The organism is Achromobacter veterisilvae (genome assembly GCF_900496975.1).
In the GTDB taxonomy this organism is placed as follows: domain Bacteria; phylum Pseudomonadota; class Gammaproteobacteria; order Burkholderiales; family Burkholderiaceae_B; genus Achromobacter; species Achromobacter veterisilvae.
The window spans coordinates 1-20,817 of sequence record NZ_UFQC01000042.1; the positions used below are offsets into that span (position 1 = coordinate 1).

Sequence of the window (20,817 nt, forward strand, 5' to 3'; positions counted from 1 at the left end):
GGCCTCGGGCCGGCCCCGCGGCGCGTCGGCCGGCGGCGCCGGCGGTTGCGCGGCCGCCATGATGTCGACCAGGCGCGCGGCCAGCGCGTCGGGCAGTTGCAGCGTGTTCAGCAAGCGGCGCAGCACCTGTTCCTGCCCGGGCTGCGGCACGCCGTTGGCGGCCAGGTTGTAGAGATTGTATTTGCCCTGTTCGTCCTGGATGCGACCGGAGAACACGGCGACGCGGTCGTCCCCGGGCCGTTCGATGCGCGTTTCCAGGACGGGGGTGGCCCAGACCTGGTCGCCGCGCGTGGTGGGCTCGCGCCGGGCGTGGTCCCGCAAGACCAGGCGGGCCCAGTCGATGCCGCCGGCCAGCATGGCGCGCGCCTGCGCGCGGGCCAGCTCGTTTTCCACGCGCCGGGTGCTGGCGGTCTGCCGCTGGAACAGGCTGGCGCTCAGCGCCGCCACGATGGCCACGATGATGAGGGCGCTGATGACAGCCGCGCCGCGTTCGCGCATGCCGGCCGCGTTCACGGCAGCTCCAGGATGCGGCTGAAGCGCTGCGGCAGGGCTCCGCCGCGTTCCACTGCGATCTCCAATCCGGTGGGCGAGTCCGCGAGGCCGGCGTCGGCGTCGACCCAGCCGGCGCCCGGCACCCAGGCGCGCAGTGCCAGGGACGTCACGCCGGGCAGGAGCAGCACGCCCCCATCCGGGGCGGGCAGGGGGCTGCGCGCCGCCGACGGCCCGCCGGCGCGCCAGAGGCCGTCCTTGCGCACCTGCCAGTGCACGCGCTGCCACAGTCCGTTGCCGTCCGGGTCCGTGCGCAGCACCTCGAGCGTCTGGCCGCCCGCGGCGCGGCGCAGCAGGCGCAGGCCGCCGGTGTAGGCCAGGACGTCCTGGCCGGCCGGCTCGAAGGCCGGCCCGGTGTAGGAAAGCTCCACGTCACGGGCGACCTGGCCCAGCGCGCGGACGATGGCGTCGGTGTCCTCGGCCTGTTCCTCGATCCGGTCGCGGGCATTGGACACGCTGGCCAGGCCGCGCCAGGCCATGAGGCTGACGAGCGCCATCAGCGCCAGGGCCACCAGCACCTCTATCAGCGTGAAGCCGGCTTGCGAGCGGACGGGGCGGCGCATGGCTATCGCACGCCCGACAGAAGGCCGTCGAGCTGCAGCAGGACGGCATCGGGACGCGGCGCGGACGCGTCGCGCACCCGCACCGAGACTTGGCGGAAGCTGCGGTTCATCGAATTCGTGAATTCCAGGTCGCATTGCAGCGCCCGGCCGCCTTGTCCGCAGGGCAGGGTCCGCGCGCCCGCGCGCGGCAGGACCTGTTCCAGGCGAAGCTGGGCCAGCGCGTTCTGCGCGGCCAGCAGCGCCAGCGTCTTGTCCTGGAGGCCGCGGCTGTTCGCCGCCATGAGGCCGGTCGCGCGCAGCGCCGCGCCCATCGCGACGGCGATGATGGCCAGGGCCACCAGCACTTCGATGAGCGTGAAGCCGCGCTCGCGGCCGGCGCGGCGGAGCGGTTCAGCGGATGCCATAGCGTCCCGCGGCGTCGCGTTGCAGGATCACGCGGGCGTCCCCGGCAAGCAGCGTGAGCGTGATGGGCGCGGCGACCCATTCCGTGTTGAAGACCAGCGGACGGTCGGGGTCGAGCCGCAGTGCCACCGGGCCCGCCGACCAGGCTTGCGGGCGCAGCACGCCGTCCCGTTCCATCGTGTCCACGGGCAGTGCCTCGTCCTCCTCGGCGCCGAGGTCCGGCAGGCGGCCCCGGCGTTCGAACGACCAGCCCTGTCCGCTGGGCAGCCAGCGGATCGGACGGCCGTCGCTGCGGGCCTCGCTCTGGGCCACGGTAAAGGCGTCGGCCAGGCGCTGGGCGTCTGCGCGCAGGCGGTTTTCGCCCCTGCCCACGGACAGGCTCACCATGCTGGCCGCGATGCCCACGATGACCAGAACGACCAGGACTTCGACCAGCGTGAAGCCGCGCTCAGAGTTCCCAGGAGCCGATGTCGGCATCGCCGTTCTCCCCGCCGGGCTTGTTGTCGGCGCCGAACGAGAACACATCGGTATCGCCTTTGACGCCGGGGCTGAGATATTGGTAGGGATGGCCCCAGGGATCGTTGGGCAGCTTGTCCAGATAGCCGCGCCAGTTGGAAGCGCCCTCGGGTTTTTCCACCAGCGCGCGCAGGCCCTGGGCGGTGGCGGGATAGCGGCCGTTGTCCAGGCGGTAGAGCTTGAGCGCCTGCATGATGCCGGCGATGTCCTGCCGCGCGGCGACCTGGCGCGCCTGGTCGGGACGATCCAGCACGCGGGGGACGATCAGCGCCGCAAGAATCCCCATGATCACGATCACCACCATGATCTCGATGAGGGTGAAACCTTGCTGGCGGGCAAGCCCGCGCGGTAACTGACGCACTTTGCGACTCCGGTCTTCAGTAGAAGCGGAGGATTGTGGTCATGAAATATGACAGCAATAGGGGCGCGGGGCGTTCATTGCGCTTCAGCCCGCGCGCGCGATGCCGGCGGGCGCGGGCGGCGGCGCGGGAGCGGGCAGGCGGCTGCCGCGGCCCGCCTGTTCGACGGTCACCGCGTCCGCGGCGATCTCGCGCAATACGATGCCCGGCGCCACCTCGTCGCCGACGCGCCAGGCCAGGGACGGGCCGCCGTCGACGCTGAGGACGGCCGCGCCGCCCGGGCCGGCGGCGATCACGCCCTGAACGGCGATCTGCGTGCGCATGGCTTCGTCCTTGCCGAACCAGACGGCCACGGGTCCGTTGTCGGCGGCGCGCGGCGCCGCCGCGCCGGACACCGCCGGAGGCAGGGGGCCGGGGCGCGGCGCAAGCAGAATGGACCCCCAGGCGCCCACGCCGGCGGCCAGGGCCAGGATGGCAAGAACACGCAGCGCGGCGGGCAGGGCGGAGGGTAATGAGAGCGGCATGGAGTGTGGTGCGGGGGGGGAAGCGGTGGACTATAGCGGGGGTTCATGACAGCACTGTGGTGTCTGACACCCTGGGAAGACCGTCGAGCAGGGACGGCCATCGCACAAGGGTGTCAGACACCTGCCCGGGAACGTGCCCATGCAGGTTATGCAGGTGCCTGACACCCCTACGAGCCGGCCGCGGGTTTGCTTCGGCGTTCCCGGGTGTCTGGCACCGGACCCACCCGCCCCACGCAAAAAAAATCCTGATCCGTCGATCAGCCTTTCTCTTTCTCGCTTCACGGGCCGTTCACTTTCGGCGGCCACCATGTGCTCCAACGCAAAACCTGTTCATGAAGCGAGAAGACAAGCATGCAAGTATCGGATTGGAGAAGATGGTGCGCCGCGCTGCTGGCGACCGGCGCGCTGGCGGGCTGTGGCGGGGATGACGGCGACAGCGCGCCGCCGGCCGCCGCGCCGGACCAGGCGCGCGCCGACAAGGTGCTGTTCATCGGCGTGGACGGCCTGACCTACGATGCGATGCGCCGCGGGGTGGCCGACAATTCCCTTCCCAACATCGGACAACTGACCGTCACGCGCGCCTGGACGGGCGGCGTGACGGGCGCCGCGACCCAGCAGCCCACGCTGCCCGCGCCCGGCTGGGCGACGCTGTTGACGGGCCAATGGGCCGACCGGCACGGCGTGCGCTTCACGGTACAAGGCGAGGCGCTGAAAACGCCCACGCTGTTCCAGCGCGTCAAGTCGGCGCGGCCCGAGGCGCGGACCGCGGCGGCCTTCAATTCGTCCGTGCTGGCCGGGCTGGTCGGCGGCGACCGCGACGCGGGCTATCTTCAGGCGCTGACCGATTGCGCGGGCGGCGACGATTGCGTGGCCGGGCAGGCGCGCGACCGCATCACGGAAGGCTATGACGTGGTGGTGGCGCAGTTCGGCGCGCCCGAGCGCATCGCGTCGGAGCAAGGCTTCGGCGGCGCCTACGACGAATCCATCCGCCGCGCGGACGCGGCCGTCGGCGCGCTGGCCCGGCAGATCGCCGACCGCAAGGCGGACCACCCGGGCGAGGACTGGCTGGTGGTCGTGGCGTCCAGTCATGGCCTGGGCCAGACCGGCGCCAGCGACGGCCGGCCGTTTTCGTCCAATAAGACGATCCTGCTGGCGGCGAACCAGCCGGCGCTCCTGGGCGGCAGCGCCGACGACGCGTCGTTCGACGGGCTGTGGGACAACAATTGGTACGCGCTGCCCAGCGCGGCCGACGTGACGCCGACCCTGCTGGCGCATCTGGGCGCGCTGCCGGCCGCGGCCGGCTACGACATGGCGGGCGCGTCGCTGGACGGATCGCTGGCCCTGCGCAATGTCTCGGCGCGCACGTCCACGGACAACAAGAGCGTGACGCTGCGCTGGGTGCGCGTGGGCGAACCCGCCGGCGATATCGCGATCAGCCGGGACGGCGCGGAGATCGCGCGCGTGCCGGGCACGGCCGCCGAGTACGTCGACGAAAACCTGTCGTTCGATACGGAAGGCGTGCATGCGCTGAACTACAGCATGTCCATGGGCAGTGCCGTCAGCGCCGTGCGCGCCACGGTGGCCTACACCAAGCCCCTGCCGCTGCTGGCCTCGCTGCGCACCGGCCTGACGATGCTGTTCCCGTTCGAAGGCAACGTCACGGACGTGGCCGCGGGCGGCGGCGCCATCGCGCCGTACGACGGGGTCCAGGCGCCGGCCTACGCCGACGCGGGCGTGTTCGGAAAGATGTTCAAGAACGACCGCGGGGCGGACCCGATGGGCGCCTTCAAGCTGGACTACCCGGCGGGCATGCTGGATGCGGCGCAGGCCTTCACCATCGCCTTCTGGTACCAGTCCGACGGCACGGCCAGCGACCGTTCCATCGTGGGCAACAAGGACTACAACTCCGGCGGCAACCCCGGCATCACCATCGCGCAGTGGGCGGGCCCGGTGCTGTATTTCAACCTGGCGGGCGGCGGAACGCGGGTCGACATCAATAACGTCAAGTTCACGCCGAACAAGCCGGTCTACATCGCGATGACGGTCGACAAGACGGCCAAGACCCTGACCGCCTCGGTCTACGACAGCGAGCTGGGCTATTCGAGCAGCACGATAGGCACGGGCGCGGTCGATCTCGGCAAGGTGGCCGGCAACTTCGGGCCGCACCTGGGCCTGAACGAAGACGGCCTGGGCACCTACGGCATCTGCTGCGCCGGCACCAAGGGCCCGTACACGATGTATTTCGACGACCTGGCCTTCTGGTCGCGCGCCCTGACGGACGATGAAGTGAAGTCGCTGGCCCTGTCCGGCAAGTCCGTTTCCGAATTGTTCCCCTGATGTCCCAAGGATAGAAAACGATGAGCATGTCCATGATCCTGCGCGGATTCCTGCGCCTGGGCGCGGTGCTGATGCTGAGCGCCACGCTGGCCGCCTGCGGCGGCGACGACGGCGACGGCGACGGCGGCCAGTCCGGCACGCCGCCGCCCGCGCCCGCCAAACCCGAACTGCGTTGCGCGCCGTGAGCCGCGCTTTCCCCGAATCCATAGGAATAGCATCCGTGAAGTCCGATAAAGACCAGGTCCACGCCGGCAAGCGCCGGTTCCTGCGCAACGCCGCCGCCTCGACCGCGGGGCTGACCGCGCTGTCGATGTTCCCGCCGGCCATCCGCCGCGCGCTGGCCATTCCCGCCAACAACCGCAGCGGCACCATCAACGACGTCGAGCACGTGGTCATCCTGATGCAGGAGAACCGCTCGTTCGATATGTACTTCGGCACGTTCAAGGGCGTGCGCGGCTTCGGCGACCGCATCACCATCCCGCTGCCCGACGGCCGCTCGGTCTGGGAGCAGAGCAACGGCACGCGCGTGGTGATGCCCTACCATCTGGACAGCACCCAGGGCAACGCGCAGCGCGTGGCCGGCACGCCGCACGACTACGTGGACGCGCAGATGGCGTGGGACGGCGGCCGCATGGAGCAATGGCCGCGCTACAAGCAGAACCAGTCCATGGGCTACTACCGCCAGAACGAGGTGGAATTCCAGTTCGCCCTGGCCGAAGCCTTCACGCTGTGCGACGCCTACCACTGTTCCACGCACGGCGGCACCAACACCAACCGCCTGTTCCACTGGACCGGCACCAACGATCCGCTGGCGCTGGGCAACGGCCCGTCCACCCGCAACCAGTGGGACAGCCTGGGCGCGTCGTCCACCGGCTGGACCTGGAAGACCTATCCCGAGCGCCTGCAGGAAGCGGGCGTCGCCTGGAAGGTCTACCAGAACCTGCCCGAGAACTTCGGCGACAATCCGCTGGCCGGATTCCGGCAGTACCGCCGCGCCAACGAACTGGCCGGCAACGGCGCCAACGGCTCGCCGTATCCGGCCTGGACGCCGGCCACGGACGCCGCCAACCCGCTCTACAAGGGCACGGCCAACACCATGCCCGACGGCGGCTTCCTGCAGGCGCTGCGCGACGACGTCGTCAACGGCGCCTTGCCGCAGGTGTCGTGGATCGTGGCGCCCGCCACCTATTCCGAGCACCCCGGCCCGTCCAGCCCCATCCAGGGCGCCTGGTACATTCAGGAAACGCTGGACGCCCTGACCGCCAACCCGGAGGTCTGGAGCAAGACCGTGCTGCTCATCAACTTCGACGAGAACGACGGCTATTTCGACCACGTTCCGCCGCCGGCCGCGCCGTCGCTGAATCCGGACGGGTCGATGGCCGGCGCGTCCACGGTGAACACCGACCTGGATCGCCACACGCGCGCCTCCGCCCAGGATGCCGCGGACAACCGCGTCTACGGCCCGGGCCCGCGCGTGCCCATGTATGTCGTGTCGCCGTGGAGCCGCGGCGGCTGGGTCAACTCCCAGGCTTTCGACCACACCTCGGTGCTGCGTTTCCTGGAAGCGCGCTTCGGCGTGGCCGAGGACAACATCAGTCCGTGGCGCCGCGCGGTGCTGGGCGACCTGACCTCGGCCTTCAACTTCGCCACGCCCAACGATGAACAGTTGCCGGACCTGAACCTGCTGACCCGCGCGGGCGCGGACCAGGTGCGCGCCGACCAGCAGGCGCTGACCGCCGTGCCGCTGCCGGACCCGTCCACCCAGGCCCGGCCGGTGCAGGAGAAGGGCGTGCGCTACTCCCGCGCCTTGCCCTACGAACTGCACACCAGCGGCCGCGCCCAGCCCGGCACGGGCGCCATGCGCCTGGTGTTCGCCAACACGGGCAAGCAGGCGGCGGTGTTCCACGTCTATGACCGCCTGCACCTGGACCGCCTGCCGCGCCGCTATACGGTGGAACCCGACAAGCAGCTCGAAGGCAGTTGGGACGCCGCGGCCGACGGCGGCAAGTACGACCTGTGGGTGCTGGGCCCCAACGGCTACCACCGGCACTTCGCGGGCGACCTGGCGCTGGCGCGCACGGCGGGGCTGGATGCGGAGATCCGCGTCTGCTACGACATCGCCAACGGCGACCTCTACGTCAGCTTCATCAATGGCGGCGACGCGCCTTGCACCTTCGCGGCCGCGCCCAACGCCTACTACGCCAACCATGAACGCTGGACGTTCACCGTGCCCGCGGGCGGGCAGGTCGAGCAGCACTGGGCCTTGTCGGGCAGCGGCGGCTGGTACGACTTCACGGTGAGCCTGCAGGAAGATCCCGCCTACGCGCGCCGCTACGCCGGCCGGGTGGAGACCGGCAAGGCCTCGGTGACGGATCCGGCGATGGCGCTGTAGCGCGCTTCAGGGGGCGGTCTGCGCGCCGCGCTCGCGGAACGCCGCGGCGCAGGCCGCGCAGATTGCCGCCGTAATGGCCTGGCGGGCGTGCTCGCGCCGCTCCAGCATGCCGATGGAGCGCGAGAGCGGCCCCAGGTCGCGCGGCAGGCAGAGGATCCGCAGTTCGGGGCTCTGCTGCCAGTTGGAGCCGTGGATCAGCGGCAGCAGGGTCACGCCCACCTCCTGGCGCACCAGTTCCACCAGCGTCTCGATGGCGTTGAGTTCCAGGAATTCGTTCAGCGGCACCGCCAGGCGCCGCAGCAGCCGGTCGATCTGCAGGCCGGTGCGCTGGGTGCGGTCGAAGCGCAGGAAGGGGTTGGATGCCAGCACCTGGCGCGCATTCTCGCCGGGCGCCGAGCGCGGCGCGATGACCGCCATCTCTTCTTCATATAGCGCGGTCCAGCGGGTGCTGGCCATTTTCCGGCCGGCCTCCACCAGAAAGGCCGCGTCCAGCTCGCCGTCCTCCACCTTGCCGGCCAACTCGCTGGCCTTGCCCGACAGGATGCGCACGTCCAGCTTGGGGTGCAGCTTCTTCATGCCCGACACGACCTTGGACAGGGTGCCCATGCACGACACGATGCCGCCCACCGACACCGAACCGGCCAGTTCGCCGGGGACGGTGCGCGGCAGCCGCATGCGGTCGTATAAATCCAGCAAATGCTTGATTTCCGGTAGCAATTCCCGGCCGGCTGCGTTAAGAATGGCAAGACGGCCGCTGCGGTCGAACAGTTCCCGGCCCAGCTCCGCCTCCAGCGCGCGCATCTGGAAGCTGACGGCCGCCTGGGTCAGGGCCACTTGCTCGGCGGCTTCGGAAAAGGAGCCGTGGTGCGCGACCGCCAGGAAAGTTCGCAGGAAGCGGATCGTACTCATAAAAAAATCTTTTATGACGGAACAAAAAATCAAATTGATTTAATTAGATCACAAGAGTACTTTCGCCTGGGTCTATGAACACCAACCCGTTATGAGACTAGCCACATGAAATCCTTCGACTGGGGCAACCCGTATCCTTCCGTCCGCATTCCGCTGTTCGCCCGCAACGTGGTCTCCACGTCGCACCCGCTCGCGGCCCAGGCGGGATTGCGCATGCTGCTCAAGGGCGGCAACGCCGTGGACGCCGCCATCGCCGCGGCCGCCACGATCGTCCTGGTCGAACCCGTGTCCTGCGGCCTGGGCGGCGACTGCTTCGCCATCGTCTGGGACGGCAAGGAACTGCACGGACTGAACTCTTCCGGCGTGGCGCCGGCCGCCTGGAACGTCGAATATTTCAAGCGCAAGTACGGCGTGGGCGACAACGGCCTGGCCGTCCAGCCCAAGCGCGGCTGGGACGCCGTGACGGTGCCGGGCGTGGTGGCCGGCTGGGCCGCGCTGCACGAAAAGCTGGGCAAGCTGCCCTTCGAACAGTTGTTCGAACCCGCCATCGAGATCGCCGAGCGCGGCTATGCCGTGCCGCCGGTGGTGGCGCACAAGTGGGCCGCCGCGGCCGAGGAACTGAAGTCGCAGCCGGGCTACGCCCAGGCCTTCCTGCCCGAGGGCCGCGCGCCCAAGGTCGGCGAACACTTCCGCTTCCCCGACGCCGCCAACACGCTGCGCCGCATCGCCGAATCCAAGGGCCGCGACTTCTATGAAGGCGAGCTGGCCGAGCGCATCGCCGCCTTCAGCAAGGAATGCGGCGGCGCGATGACGCTGGAAGACCTGCGCAACTACCGTCCGGACTGGGTCAAGCCCATTTCCAAGTCGTACCGCGGCTACGAGCTGCACGAGATCCCGCCGAACGGGCAGGGCATCGCCGCGCTGATCGCGCTGGGCATCGTCGAGCGCTTCGACATGGCCGACATCCCGGTGGATTCGGTGCAATCGCAGCATATCCAGATCGAAGCCATGAAGCTGGCCTTCGCCGACCTGTACAAGTACGTGGCCGACCCGCGCTCCATGCAGGTCACGCCCGAGCAGATGCTGTCGGACGCCTACCTGGACAGCCGCGCCAAGCTGATCCGCCTGGACCAGGCCACCCATTTCGAGGCCGGCCGCCCGCACGCCGGCGGCACCATCTACCTGACCGCCGCCGATGAAAACGGCATGATGATCTCGTTCATCCAGTCCAACTACATGGGCTTCGGCTCGGGCGTGGTCGTGCCGGGCACCGGCATCAGCATGCAGAACCGCGGCGTGGGCTTCTCGATGGACCCGAAGTCGGCCAACGTGGTCGAAGGCGGCAAGCGCCCGTTCCACACCATCATCCCCGGCTTCCTGACCCGGGGCGGCAAGCCGGTCATGAGCTTCGGCGTGATGGGCGGCGACATGCAGCCCCAGGGCCACATGCAGACCGTGATCCGCATGCTCGACTACCACCAGAACCCCCAGGCCGCCTGCTGCGCCCCGCGCTGGAAGGTCAATCGCGACTTTACGCTCGATATCGAGACCAATATGAAGGCTTCCACCGTTGCGGGCCTGAAAGACCTCGGGCATGCTTTGAAGTCCGTCGACGATCCCTACATGGATTTCGGGGCGGGCCAGTTCATCTGGCGCATGTCCGAGAGCGACAACGAACTTGGCTACGTCGCCGCCAGCGACAGCCGGCGCGACGGCCAGGCGGTCGGTTTCTAAACGCAAGCTCGCAAGCAACAAGGGGAACAACACAATGAAACGCTTGACCTTGACCTTCGGCGCCAGCCTGCTGGCGCTGACCGCAGGCGTCGCCAGCGCCCAGAACATCCGGATCGGCCTGCAGGAAGATCCGGACGTGCTGGATCCGCACCGGGCGCGCACCTACGTGGGCCGCATCGTGTTCACGTCGCTGTGCGACAAGCTGGTGGACATCGATCCCAAGCTGCACTTCGTGCCGCAGCTCGCCACCTCGTGGTCATTCAGCCCCGACAACAAGGTGCTGACCTTCAAGCTGCGCGAAGACGCGCTGTTCCATGACGGCGCCAAGTTCGACGCCGCGGCCGCCAAGGCCAACCTGGAACGCGCCATGACCCTGCCGGACAGCCTGCGCAAGGGCGAGCTGGCCTCGGTGGAGAAGGTTGATGCCCCGGACGCCGCGACGCTGGTGCTGACGCTGAAGAAACCGGACGCGACCCTGCTGGCGCAACTGTCCGACCGCGCGGGCATGATGCTGTCGCCCAAGACCTTCACCGACGACGTGGCCGCCGTGGGCCGCAAGCCCGTCTGCTCGGGCCCGTACAAGTTCGTCGAACGCATCCAGAACGACCGCATCGTGCTGGAAAAATTCGACCAATACTACGACGCCAAGGATTTCGCCTTCAAGCGCGTGACCTTCCTGCCGATCCCGGACACCACCGTGCGCCTGTCCAACCTGCGCGCGGGCGACCTGGACATGCTGGAACGCCTGAATCCCTCCGACGTGCCGCAGGTCAAGGGCGACGCCGGCCTGGCCTTCGCGCCGGTGGCGGGGCTGGGTTTCCAGCAGTTCATGTTCAACGTGGCCAACGGCAAGCGCGCCGAAGACAATCCGTTCAAGAACAAGCTGGTGCGCCAGGCGTTCCAGTACGCCATCGACCGCAACGCCATCAGCGACGTGGCGGGCGGCGGCATCTTCGAGCCGGCCCAGCAGCCGTTCCCGCCCGCCAGCCCCTACCACAGCGACAAGTTCCCGCCGACCAAGCGCGACGTCGCCAAGGCGAAGGCGCTGCTCAAGCAGGCGGGCTTCGACCGGGTGAAGGCCGAGGTCATGTTCGGCAACAACACCACGACCTCGTCGATCGCGGAAATCGTCCAGGCCATGGCCTCCGAGGCGGGCTTCGACTTGTCGCTGCGCCCTACGGAATACGCGGCGCTGCAGAAGGAATCGGCCGGCGGCAACTTCCAGGTCGTGATGCTGGGGTGGTCGGGCCGGGTCGATCCGGACGGCAACATCCACGCCTTCGTCACCTGCAAGGGCGCGCTGAACGACGGCCACTACTGCAACCCGGAAGTGGACAAGCTGCTGAACGAGGCGCGCACCGTGCCGGACGAAGCCAAGCGCAAGGCCATCTACGACCAGGCGCAGGCCATCATCCAGGACGAACTGCCCGGGGTGTATAACTATTACCAGCCCTGGCCCTTCGCGCTGGCCAAGAAGGTCAAGGGCTTCACGCCCTACCCGGACGGCATGATCCGCCTGAAGGGCGTGACGTACGCGCAGAAGTGACCACGGGGCGGCTGCTTCCGGCCGCCCCCGCCGGACGCGCTTTGCGCGTCCGGTTATTCTTTGCGGCGGCCGCGACGCGGCTAGTCCGGCCGATGCCTTCCGCCGCTCCTGTTTCACGGTTTCCATATGCTTAAACTCATCTTGCGCCGCGTGATCGTCGCGATACCGACATTGATACTGGTGTCGATGATCGTCTTCATGCTGCAAAAAATCCTGCCCGGCGATCCGGTGCTGACGCTGGCCGGCGAAGAGCGCGATCCGGCCGTCCTGGACTACCTGCGCGACAAATACCGGCTGAACGATCCGCTGCCCGTGCAGTACGCCGCGTGGGCCGGCCAGGTCCTGCAAGGCGACCTGGGCAAGTCGCTGCGCACCGACGTCCCCGTCACCACGCTGATCGGCCAGAAGCTGCCGGTCACGCTGCAACTGGCCGCCATGGCCATGTTCTTCGCGCTGCTGGTCGGCATCCCCATGGGCATATTGGCCGCCGTGCGCAAGGGCAAGCCGGTCGAGATGGGCGCGAACATCGCCGCGCTGTCCGGCATGTCCATACCGAACTTCTGGCTCGGCATCATCCTGATCATGGTGGTGTCGGTGCAGTGGAAGCTGCTGCCGGCGTCGGGCTATGTGTCGCCGTCCGAGGATTTCTGGCTGTCGATCAAGACCATGCTGATGCCCTCCCTGGTGCTGTCCACGGCGATCGCGGCCTACCTGATGCGCCACACCCGTTCGGCCATGCTGGAGGCCCTGTCGGCCGACTACGTGCGCACCGCGCGCGCCAAGGGCGTATCGCCGCGCCAGGTGGTGCTGCGCCACGCCTTGCGCAATGCGCTGATGCCCATCGTCACGCTGGTGACCCTGTTGTTCGGCGAACTCCTGGCGGGCGCCGTGCTGACCGAGCAGGTCTTCACAATCCCCGGGTTCGGCAAGCTGGTGGTGGACGCTGTCTTCACGCGCGACTACGCGGTGGTGCAGGGCGTGGTGCTGTGCGTCGCGGTGGGCTTCATCCTGATGAACCTGCTGGCCGACATCCTGTACATCCTGGTCAATCCCCGCCTGAGGCACTCATGAGCGCACTTCCTGCAACGGCCGCTGCCGTCACGCCGCCCCGCAGCCGCAATCGCGCCTGGGCCAAATTCAAACGCAACCGCATCGCCATGCTGGGCCTGGGGATCGTGCTGCTGTTCGTCCTGCTGGCCATCCTGGCGCCGCTGATCGCCAGCCACGATCCCTTCCAGACCAGCTTCACCACGATCCGCAAGGCGCCGTCGGCGTCCTACTGGCTGGGCACGGACGAACTGGGCCGCGACATCTTCAGCCGCATGGTCTACGGCGCCCGGGCTTCCCTGATGGCCGGCCTGGTGTCCGTCCTGATCGCCCTGGTGGTGGGCGTGCCCTTCGGACTGGCCGCCGGCTATTTCGGCGGCTGGACCGACAGCATCATTTCGCGCGCCACCGAGGCGCTGCTGGCCATTCCCTTCCTGATCCTGGCCATCGCGCTGGCCGCGTTCCTCGGCCCCAGCCTGACCAACGCCATGATCGCCATCGGCGTGTCCGCCGCGCCCAAGTTCATCCGCCTGACGCGGGGCCAGGTGCTGGCGGTCAAGAACGAGGACTACGTGCAGAGCGCAAGGGCGCTGGGCGCCTCCGACCTGCGCATCATCGGCCGGCACGTGTTTCCCAACGTCATGCCGCCGCTGATCGTGCAGGCCACCATCACCATCGCGACGGCCATCATCGCCGAGGCCAGCCTGTCCTTCCTGGGCCTGGGGCTGCAGCCGCCCAATCCGTCGTGGGGCTCGATGCTGAACACCGCCAAGAACTTCATGACCCAGGCGCCCTGGATGTCCATCTTCCCCGGATCGGCCATTTTCCTCGTGGTGCTGGGCTTCAATCTGCTGGGCGACGGGCTGCGCGACGCGCTCGATCCGCGTCAGGACAAATAATCGATATGGCAACAATGGATCCCAAACGCGTCGTCCAGGTCAACGACCTGACCGTGCGCTTCAAGACTCCCGAGCGCACGGTGGAAGCGGTGCGCAACGTCTCCTTCCACGTCGACCGCGGCGAAACCCTGGCCATCGTGGGCGAGTCCGGATCGGGCAAGTCCGTGACCTCGCTGGCGCTGATGCGCCTGGTGGAATACGGCGGCGGCAGGATCGTCAACGGCGGCATGCTGCTGCGCCGGCGCAACGGCGATGTCCTGGACCTGGGGAACGCCCCGGATTCCCTGCTGCAACGCGTGCGCGGCGCGGACGTGGCGATGATCTTCCAGGAGCCGATGACCTCGCTGAACCCCAGCTTCACGGCCGGCAACCAGATCGCCGAGGCCCTGCAACTGCACCAGGGGCTGGACGCCGCCGCCGCGCGCGCCGAGACGCTGCGCATGCTGGAACGCGTGCGCATCCCCGAGGCCCGGGCCATCCTGGACCGCTACCCGCACCAACTGTCGGGCGGCATGCGCCAGCGCGTCATGATCGCCATGGCGCTTTCCTGCAAACCGCAGTTGCTGATCGCCGACGAACCGACCACGGCCCTGGACGTCACCATCCAGGCCCAGATCCTGCAACTGATCCGCCAGTTGCAGGAAGAAATGGACATGGGCGTGATCTTCATCACGCACGACATGGGCGTGGTGGCTGAGGTCGCCGACCGCGTGCTGGTCATGTACCGGGGCGACAAGGTGGAAGAGGGCGGCTCGGACGAGATTTTCGCGCGTCCGCAGCATGCCTATACGCGCGCCCTGCTGTCGGCCGTGCCGCGGCTGGGCGCCATGCACGGCACCGACGAGCCCGCGCCGTTCCCGCTGCTGCGTGTCGACGAGGCCGCGGCGCAGCCGGCCGCTCCCCCGCCGGCCGCCTCCACCGTGCGCCGCGAGAACGGCCCGGTGCTGAAAGTGCGCGACCTGACCACCAGCTTCGACATCACCGGCGGCATCCTGGGCCGGGTGCAGAAGCGCGTGCACGCGGTCGAAAAGGTCAGCTTCGACCTCTATCCGGGCGAAACCCTGTCGCTGGTGGGCGAGTCGGGCTGCGGCAAGACCACCACCGGCCGTTCGCTGCTGCAACTGGTCAAGAGCCAGGGTGGCACGATCGAGTTCGACGGCAAGAACATCGGCGCCCTGCGCGGCAGCGCCATGCAGACGCTGCGCCGGCACATCCAGTTCATCTTCCAGGATCCGTTCGCCTCGCTGGATCCGCGCATGACGGTGGGCTATTCCATCATGGAACCCCTGCTGATCCACGGCGTGGCGCGCGGCAAGGCGGCGCAGGAGCGCGTGCGCTGGCTGATGGACAAGTGCGGGCTGCTGCCCGAAATGATCGACCGCTATCCGCACGAATTCTCCGGCGGCCAGCGCCAGCGCATCTGCATCGCGCGCGCCCTGGCGCTGAACCCCAAGGTGGTGATCGCCGACGAATCCGTGTCGGCCCTGGACGTGTCGATCCAGGCGCAGATCGTGAACCTGCTGCTGGACTTGCAGCGCGAGCTGGGCGTGTCGTTCCTGTTCATCTCGCACGACATGGCGGTGGTCGAGCGCGTGAGCCACCGGGTGGCGGTGATGTACCTGGGCCAGATCGTCGAGATCGGGCCGCGCCGGGCGATCTTCGAGAACCCGCAGCATCCCTACACGAAGAAGCTCATGGCGGCGGTGCCCATCGCCGATCCGCAGCGCCGCCATCGCGAGCGTTCGCTGCTGATCGACGAAATTCCCAGCCCGGTGCGCAAGGTCGGCGACGATCCCCTGGTCCAGCCCCTGGTCGCCGTGGGCGACGGCCACTTCGTGGCGCGGCATTCCATCGGCGTGTATTGAGCGGCGGTGTCGGATATCCAGCCTGGCCAGGCTAGGCCAGGCCAGGCCAGGCAGGTGTCTGACACCCGTACGAGATGGCGGTACGAATGGAAGAGGCCTTCCCGGGTGTCTGACACCCGAATCCCGACCCCGGCCGCGGCAAGAGGGACTCACCGGCACGGTCCCTCACCACCAGGAGCTGAATCGTGTTTTCCCACGTTTTCGTCAGCGTCACCGACTTCGAACGCGCGCTGGATTTCTACAGCGCGGTCATGGATTGCCTCAAGGTCGAACTGCGGTTCTGCGACCGGCAGCGGCCTTGGGCCGGCTGGCACAGCGGCGGCGGGCGGCGCCCTTACTTCGTGATCTGCCGGCCTTACGATGGCTTGCCGCAACATCCCGGCAACGGCCAGATGGTCGCCTTCATGGCCGAATCGAGAGAGGCCGTTCGCCGGACGTACCAGGCTGCGTTGGCCCGCGGCGGCCGCTGCGAGGGCCCCCCGGGGCTCAGGCCCGAGTACCACGCGAACTACTACGGCGCGTATTTCCGCGATCCCGACGGCAACAAGCTCTGCGTTGCCTGCCATGAGGCGCCTGGCGAGCAAGCCTGACCGGGGCGGTCTGTCTGTCCAGTGTCTGACCGCTGGGCGCCAGTCTCAGGCATCCGTCGCGAGTGCGCGGCCTGGTGCTGATTTCGCCGACAGTCGCTGGCGCGCCCGAAGCGGCGTACTCCCCGGATCTGATCGGACGTTGCGTGTAAGGCTCTGGCGGCCTTGCAAGGGCCGGCCGCAGCCGGTTCCCGGCCTCAGCGCCTCTCCAGCGCCAGCTTCAACCCGAACGCAATGAAGACGGCGCCCGTCATGCGGTCCAGGCCGCGCATGACGGCGGGCCGCGACAGCCAGCGCGCCAGCGGGCGCGTCGCGGCCACCAGCAGCGCGAACCACAGCACGCCCAGCAGGGCGTGGATCGCGGCCAGCAGCAGGCTGAAGCGCAGCACGTCCGCGCCAGCGGGAATGAACTGGGGCAGGAAGGTGATGTAGAAAATCCCGACCTTGGGATTGAGGACGTTGGTCAGGCAGCCGCGGACGAACCAGCCCGCGGCGTTGGCCGTGGCGGCGGGCGGCAGCGCCTGGACTGCACCGGCGGAAGACTTGCCGCGGCGCCTGCCGCCCCACAACAGTTTCACGCCCAGATAGAACAGGTAGAACGCCGCGCAGATGCGCAGGGCGTCGTAGGCGACCGTCGACACCAGCAGCAGCGACCCCAGCCCGAACGCGGCGACGGCGCCCCAGACCAGGCAGCCGGCGCAGATGCCCAGTCCCGCCATGAGGGCCCGGCGGCCGCCCTCGACGGCGGCGGTGCGCAGCACCAGGGCGCTGTCCATGCCTGGGGTGACGGTCAGGATGGCGGCGGCCAGGGTGAAGGCGAGCAGGGCGGCGGTGGGAGTCATGGGCGGGGCAGGATCCGGGCTGCCGGCCAGTGTAGCGCCGGCGCGCCCGGGCGCAAACCGGCCGGATCCGGGCCTGGCAGGCGGTATCATGGCGGCCTTCAGTCATTCGCTTTATTCAACGGATTCTCGCCATGGCCCTGCGCGCCACCATCTACAAGGCCGAACTCAACGTCGCCGACACCGACCGCCACTACTACGGCAGCCATTCGCTGACGGTGGCCCGCCACCCCTCGGAAACCGATGAACGCATGATGGTGCGGCTGGTGGCCTTCGCCCTGCATGCGCAGGAAGACCTGAGCTTCACCAAGGGGCTGAGCGACACCGACGAGCCGGACCTGTGGGCCAAGGACCTGACCGGCGCGGTCAAGCTGTGGATCGAAGTCGGCCAGCCGGAAGAACGCCGCATCCTGCGCGCCTGCGGCCGCGCCGACGAAGTCATCGTCTACTGTTACGGCGGCTCCGCCAGCAAGATCTGGTGGGACGGCGTGAAGAACAAGCTCGAGCGCACCCGCAACCTGAAGGTGGTCAACCTGCCGTCGGACCAGGCCAGAGCCCTGGCCGGCCTGGCCGAGCGAACCATGCAGCTCAACGCCAATATTTCGGACGGCGTGGTGTATTTCTCGGCGGACAAGGGCGAAGTCAGCATCGAGCCGGAAACCTGGCGCTAGGGCCTGCCCGCGCGGACGGATCCAGGCCGGCCGACACAAAAAAACGGTTGCGCAAAAAGATCCCAGGCCTTTAATATGACGATCATCATATTAAAGGTCCCGCGGCCATGAACCGTCCCGCCACCCGCAAGGAGCTTTCCCACGAACGCATCGTCGACGCGGCCTCGCGCGCGATCCGGCGCGAGGGGTACGCCGGCGTGGGAGTGGCGGAGGTCATGAAAGAGGCCGGGCTGACCCACGGCGGCTTCTATGCGCATTTTCCGTCTCGCGACGCGCTGCTCGCCGCCGCGATGGAGCGCGCCGGCCGCGATGGCGCGGCCCGGCTGGCGCAGGGCATGGCGCAGCGGCGCGCCGAAGGCGCGAGCCCGCTGCGCGCCTGGGTCGACACCTATCTCAGCGAGGCGCACCTGGGCGGCTGCGAACGGGGCTGCCCAGTATCGGCGCTCGCCTCCGAAATCCCGCGCCAGTCGTCCGACGTGCGCGAGGCCGCGGCCGTCCGGGTGCAGCGGCTGCTGGAGGGCATCCAGCAGGTGCTGCCGGCCGCGGCCGGCGAGCATGCGGCGGTGGCGGTGACCAGCACGCTGGTGGGCGCCTTGCAACTGGCCCGCGCACTGGGCGACAACGCCCAGGGGCGCGCGGTGCTGGCGGCGGCGCGCAAGGCCATCCTGGACCAGTACGACCACGAGGGCCCGCCCGCCCGCTGACTGTTTTTCCGGGCCGCATTGCGCGGCCTTTTTGTCCGCCTTGAATATGATGGCCATCATATTTAGGGCCTGAACCGATCCGCATCCGCCGCGGCATTGCCGCACTGAGGAAAACGCACCATGGAACTGAAGAACGCCGTCGTATTCATCACCGGGGCCAATCGCGGCCTGGGCCTCGCCTTCGCTCGCGAGGCGCTCGCGCGGGGCGCGCGCAAGGTCTACGCCGCCGCCCGCGACCCGTCGGCCGTGCGGCTTGCGGGCGTGGAAGCCGTCAAGCTCGACGTCACCCGTCCGGAGGAGGTGGCCGCCGCCGCGGCCCGCGCCCGGGACGCGACGCTGCTGATCAACAACGCGGGCATTGCCGCGACCGGCGGCTTCCTGGCGCCGGACAGCGCCGACTCCGCCCGCCTCCACCTGGAAACCAACCTGATCGGTCCGCTGCTGATGGCGCAGGCCTTCGCGCCGGCGTTGGCGGCCAATGGCGGGGGCGCGCTGCTGAACGTGCTGTCGATCGCCAGTTGGATCAACCGCCCGCTCCTGGGGGTCTACGGCATGAGCAAGTCGGCCGCCTGGGCGCTGACCAACGGGCTGCGCCATGAATTGCGGGGCCAGGGCACCCAGGTGCTGGGCCTGCACATGGGATTCGTGGATACGGACCTGACCCGGGGCATCGAGGCGCCCAAGACCGCCCCGGAAGCCATCGTGCGCCAGGCGCTGGACGCGCTGGAGGCCGGCGAAGAAGAAGTGCTGGCCGACGAGGCGACCCGCCAGGTTAAGCAAGGGCTGTCCGTCCATCCTTCCGTTTACCTGCAAGCCTGATGGGGGCCGACGCCATGCATGCCGCCGCCACCCCCGCCGCGCCGTCCGCCGCGCCCGCGGCTTCCCCCTGGCCCGTGTTCTGGGTCGCCAGCATCGCCGTGTTCCTGGTGTCGCTGGACAGCACCATGCTGTACGCCGCCTTCGGCGCCCTGCGCGAAGGCTTTCCCGAAGCCTCGGCCGCGGTATGTCCTGGGTGCTCAACGCCTATACGGTCGTGTTCGCCGCCATGCTGATTCCGTCGGGCGGACTGGCCGACACGCACGGCCGCAAGCGCATGTTCATGGGCGGGGTGGTGCTGTTCCTGGCGGCGTCGGCGGCCTGCGGCCTGGCCGGCACCGAAAGCTGGCTGATCGCCGCCCGCGTGCTGCAGGCCGTGGGCGCGGCGCTGCTGACGCCGGCCTCGCTGTCCATCGTCCTGGCCGCCTTCCCGGCGTCGCAGCGCGCGGTGGCCGTCAGCCTGTGGGGCGCCGTGGGCGGACTGGCCGCGGCCGTGGGGCCCAGCCTGGGCGCCTTCGTGGTGGACGTCGCGGGCTGGCCGTGGGCCTTCTACCTCAACCTGCCGCTGGGCGCGCTGTCGCTGTGGTTCGGCGCCGGCCTGCTCAAGGAGTCCGTGAAGCCGGACGCCCGGCGCCGGGTGGACGGCGTGGGCATGGCGCTGCTGATCGTCGGGGTGGGCGCGCTGGCGCTGGCCATCGTGCAGTCCGAATCGCCGGCATGGCGGCGCGGCGAGCTGATCGTGGCGGCCGCCGTCGGCGCGGCGTCGCTGGCCGCGTTCGTCCTCTGGGCGCGGGCGACGCCGCATCCGCTGGTGGACCTGGCGCTGTTCCGGCACCGGACCTACCGCTACGTGAACCTGGCTACGCTCAGCTTCGGCATCGCGTTCGCGATGATGTTCTTCGCGTTTTTCTTCTACATGACGGGCGTGTGGCACTACAGTCTGCCGCAGGCCGGGCTGGCGGTGACGCCCGGACCGCTGCTGGTCATGCCCACCGCCATCCTGACCGGGAGGCTGGCGGCGCGGATGGGCCACCGGCCTTTCCTGGTGGGCGGGTCGCTGGTGTACGCGGCCAGCGGGTTGTGGTTCATGCTGGTGCCCGGCGCGGAGCCGGCCTACCTGAGCCAGTGGCTGCCCGGACTGTTGCTCAGCGGCATCGGGGTGGGCATGGTGCTGCCGTCCTTGTCGGGCGCCGCCGTGAACCGCCTGCCGGCCCAGCACTACGCCGTGGGCAGCGCCGTCAACCAGGCCACGCGGCAGATCGGCGGCGTGCTGGGCGTGGCCGTCACCGTGCTGCTGCTGGGGCAGGGCGCGGCAAGCCACGACGCCTTTTCGCCGATCTACGCCGGGCACGTGGGCCTGGCCCTGTTGACGGCCGTGCTGTGCCTGGCCGTGGACACGCGGCCCCGGACCGCCTGAGCGGCCCGGCCGCGGGCGTCCGCGGCCGGGATGAGAGCGCGCAGATCGGGAGGTTCGCGGGCCGGCGGCCCTATCGTCAAAACGATGCCATTTTGGTGCGGGACGTGACAGAATGTCATCCGCGGCCGGTAGCCTGGGCCG

Annotated in this window: 20 protein-coding genes and 1 pseudogene; 13 read left to right on the forward strand and 8 right to left on the reverse strand. The window is 69.0% G+C overall.

Features of this window, described 5'->3' with window-relative positions; genetic code table 11:
- The 6 genes from gspK to AVE30378_RS27055 form a co-directional block, all read right to left on the reverse strand.
- On the reverse strand, positions 1-498 hold a 498-nt coding region (gene gspK / locus AVE30378_RS27030), incomplete at its 3' end, for a type II secretion system minor pseudopilin GspK (RefSeq protein ID WP_165360318.1).
- Between the two features lie 11 nt (positions 499-509).
- Positions 510-1,112 carry a prepilin-type N-terminal cleavage/methylation domain-containing protein gene (locus AVE30378_RS27035; protein WP_129245426.1) on the reverse strand — a complete coding sequence of 201 codons (603 nt, stop codon included), beginning with the start codon at positions 1,110-1,112 and terminating at the stop codon, positions 510-512.
- 2 nt (positions 1,113-1,114) lie between these two features.
- The gene (gspI, locus tag AVE30378_RS27040; RefSeq protein WP_129245428.1) at positions 1,115-1,516 is read right to left on the reverse strand and encodes a type II secretion system minor pseudopilin GspI; all 402 of its coding nucleotides are present in this window, start codon (positions 1,514-1,516) and stop codon (positions 1,115-1,117) included.
- Positions 1,503-1,991, reverse strand: coding sequence for a type II secretion system minor pseudopilin GspH (gene gspH / locus AVE30378_RS27045; protein ID WP_129245430.1), 489 nt, complete (start codon positions 1,989-1,991; stop codon positions 1,503-1,505). Before gspH ends, gspI begins: the two co-directional genes overlap by 14 nt.
- On the reverse strand, positions 1,963-2,391 hold the full coding sequence (gene gspG, locus AVE30378_RS27050; RefSeq protein ID WP_129245432.1) for a type II secretion system major pseudopilin GspG: 429 nt from the start codon (positions 2,389-2,391) through the stop codon (positions 1,963-1,965). The genes gspH and gspG overlap by 29 nt, the downstream gene beginning before the upstream one ends.
- Positions 2,392-2,475: 84 nt before the next feature.
- Positions 2,476-2,913: a type II secretion system protein N gene (locus AVE30378_RS27055; protein WP_129245434.1), complete on the reverse strand. Its 438-nt coding sequence runs from the start codon at positions 2,911-2,913 to the stop codon at positions 2,476-2,478.
- 351 nt (positions 2,914-3,264) lie between these two features.
- Here AVE30378_RS27055 and AVE30378_RS27060 point away from each other — a divergent pair, with 351 nt between their 5' ends.
- Genes AVE30378_RS27060 through AVE30378_RS27065 form a run of 3 tightly spaced genes read left to right on the forward strand, consistent with a single transcriptional unit; the run spans position 3,265 to position 7,642 of the window.
- The gene (locus tag AVE30378_RS27060; protein WP_129245436.1) at positions 3,265-5,250 is read left to right on the forward strand and encodes an alkaline phosphatase family protein; all 1,986 of its coding nucleotides are present in this window, start codon (positions 3,265-3,267) and stop codon (positions 5,248-5,250) included.
- Positions 5,251-5,270: 20 nt separating this feature from the next.
- Positions 5,271-5,435 (forward strand): hypothetical protein, encoded by a 165-nt coding sequence (locus AVE30378_RS32655; RefSeq protein ID WP_165360316.1) that lies wholly within the window; start codon positions 5,271-5,273, stop codon positions 5,433-5,435.
- Positions 5,436-5,470: 35 nt separating this feature from the next.
- On the forward strand, positions 5,471-7,642 hold the full coding sequence (locus tag AVE30378_RS27065; protein WP_129245438.1) for a phosphocholine-specific phospholipase C: 2,172 nt from the start codon (positions 5,471-5,473) through the stop codon (positions 7,640-7,642).
- A 6-nt stretch (positions 7,643-7,648) separates the two neighbouring features.
- Here the strand turns inward: AVE30378_RS27065 and AVE30378_RS27070 are convergent, their stop codons facing one another.
- On the reverse strand, positions 7,649-8,551 hold the full coding sequence (locus AVE30378_RS27070) for a LysR family transcriptional regulator (protein WP_129245441.1): 903 nt from the start codon (positions 8,549-8,551) through the stop codon (positions 7,649-7,651).
- Positions 8,552-8,656: 105 nt separating this feature from the next.
- Here AVE30378_RS27070 and ggt point away from each other — a divergent pair, with 105 nt between their 5' ends.
- The 6 genes from ggt to AVE30378_RS27100 all read left to right on the forward strand — a co-directional run bounded on the left by ggt (position 8,657) and on the right by AVE30378_RS27100 (position 16,232).
- Positions 8,657-10,285 carry a gamma-glutamyltransferase gene (ggt, locus tag AVE30378_RS27075; RefSeq protein WP_129245443.1) on the forward strand — a complete coding sequence of 543 codons (1,629 nt, stop codon included), beginning with the start codon at positions 8,657-8,659 and terminating at the stop codon, positions 10,283-10,285.
- 34 nt (positions 10,286-10,319) lie between these two features.
- Complete coding sequence (locus AVE30378_RS27080) at positions 10,320-11,831, forward strand: ABC transporter substrate-binding protein (RefSeq protein WP_129245445.1); 1,512 nt, start codon at positions 10,320-10,322, stop codon at positions 11,829-11,831.
- 126 nt (positions 11,832-11,957) lie between these two features.
- Complete coding sequence (locus AVE30378_RS27085) at positions 11,958-12,902, forward strand: ABC transporter permease (RefSeq protein WP_129245446.1); 945 nt, start codon at positions 11,958-11,960, stop codon at positions 12,900-12,902.
- Positions 12,899-13,777: a nickel transporter permease gene (gene nikC / locus AVE30378_RS27090; RefSeq protein WP_129245448.1), complete on the forward strand. Its 879-nt coding sequence runs from the start codon at positions 12,899-12,901 to the stop codon at positions 13,775-13,777. The genes AVE30378_RS27085 and nikC overlap by 4 nt, the downstream gene beginning before the upstream one ends.
- Before the next feature lie 14 nt (positions 13,778-13,791).
- Positions 13,792-15,642, forward strand: coding sequence for a dipeptide ABC transporter ATP-binding protein (locus tag AVE30378_RS27095; RefSeq protein WP_129245450.1), 1,851 nt, complete (start codon positions 13,792-13,794; stop codon positions 15,640-15,642).
- Between the two features lie 185 nt (positions 15,643-15,827).
- Positions 15,828-16,232 carry a VOC family protein gene (locus AVE30378_RS27100; protein ID WP_129245452.1) on the forward strand — a complete coding sequence of 135 codons (405 nt, stop codon included), beginning with the start codon at positions 15,828-15,830 and terminating at the stop codon, positions 16,230-16,232.
- Between the two features lie 194 nt (positions 16,233-16,426).
- Here AVE30378_RS27100 and AVE30378_RS27105 read toward each other — a convergent pair whose 3' ends face one another.
- A complete protein-coding gene (locus AVE30378_RS27105) occupies positions 16,427-17,071 on the reverse strand; it encodes a LysE family translocator (protein WP_129245454.1) in 645 nt (214 codons plus the stop codon).
- 131 nt (positions 17,072-17,202) lie between these two features.
- On the opposite strand from AVE30378_RS27105, the gene AVE30378_RS27110 reads away from it, so the two are divergent.
- From AVE30378_RS27110 to AVE30378_RS27125, 4 genes and pseudogenes are all read left to right on the forward strand, one after another.
- Positions 17,203-17,739, forward strand: a complete 537-nt coding sequence (locus tag AVE30378_RS27110) for a YaeQ family protein (RefSeq protein ID WP_129245456.1) — start codon at positions 17,203-17,205, stop codon at positions 17,737-17,739.
- 107 nt (positions 17,740-17,846) lie between these two features.
- Entirely contained in the window at positions 17,847-18,443 is a 597-nt protein-coding gene (locus AVE30378_RS27115) for a TetR/AcrR family transcriptional regulator (protein ID WP_129245458.1), read from the forward strand.
- A 120-nt stretch (positions 18,444-18,563) separates the two neighbouring features.
- On the forward strand, positions 18,564-19,262 hold the full coding sequence (locus AVE30378_RS27120; RefSeq protein ID WP_129245461.1) for an SDR family oxidoreductase: 699 nt from the start codon (positions 18,564-18,566) through the stop codon (positions 19,260-19,262).
- Positions 19,262-20,676 (forward strand): annotated as a pseudogene (locus tag AVE30378_RS27125) (MFS transporter). The gene AVE30378_RS27120 and the pseudogene AVE30378_RS27125 overlap by 1 nt, the downstream one beginning before the upstream one ends.
- Positions 20,677-20,817: the final 141 nt, after the last annotated feature.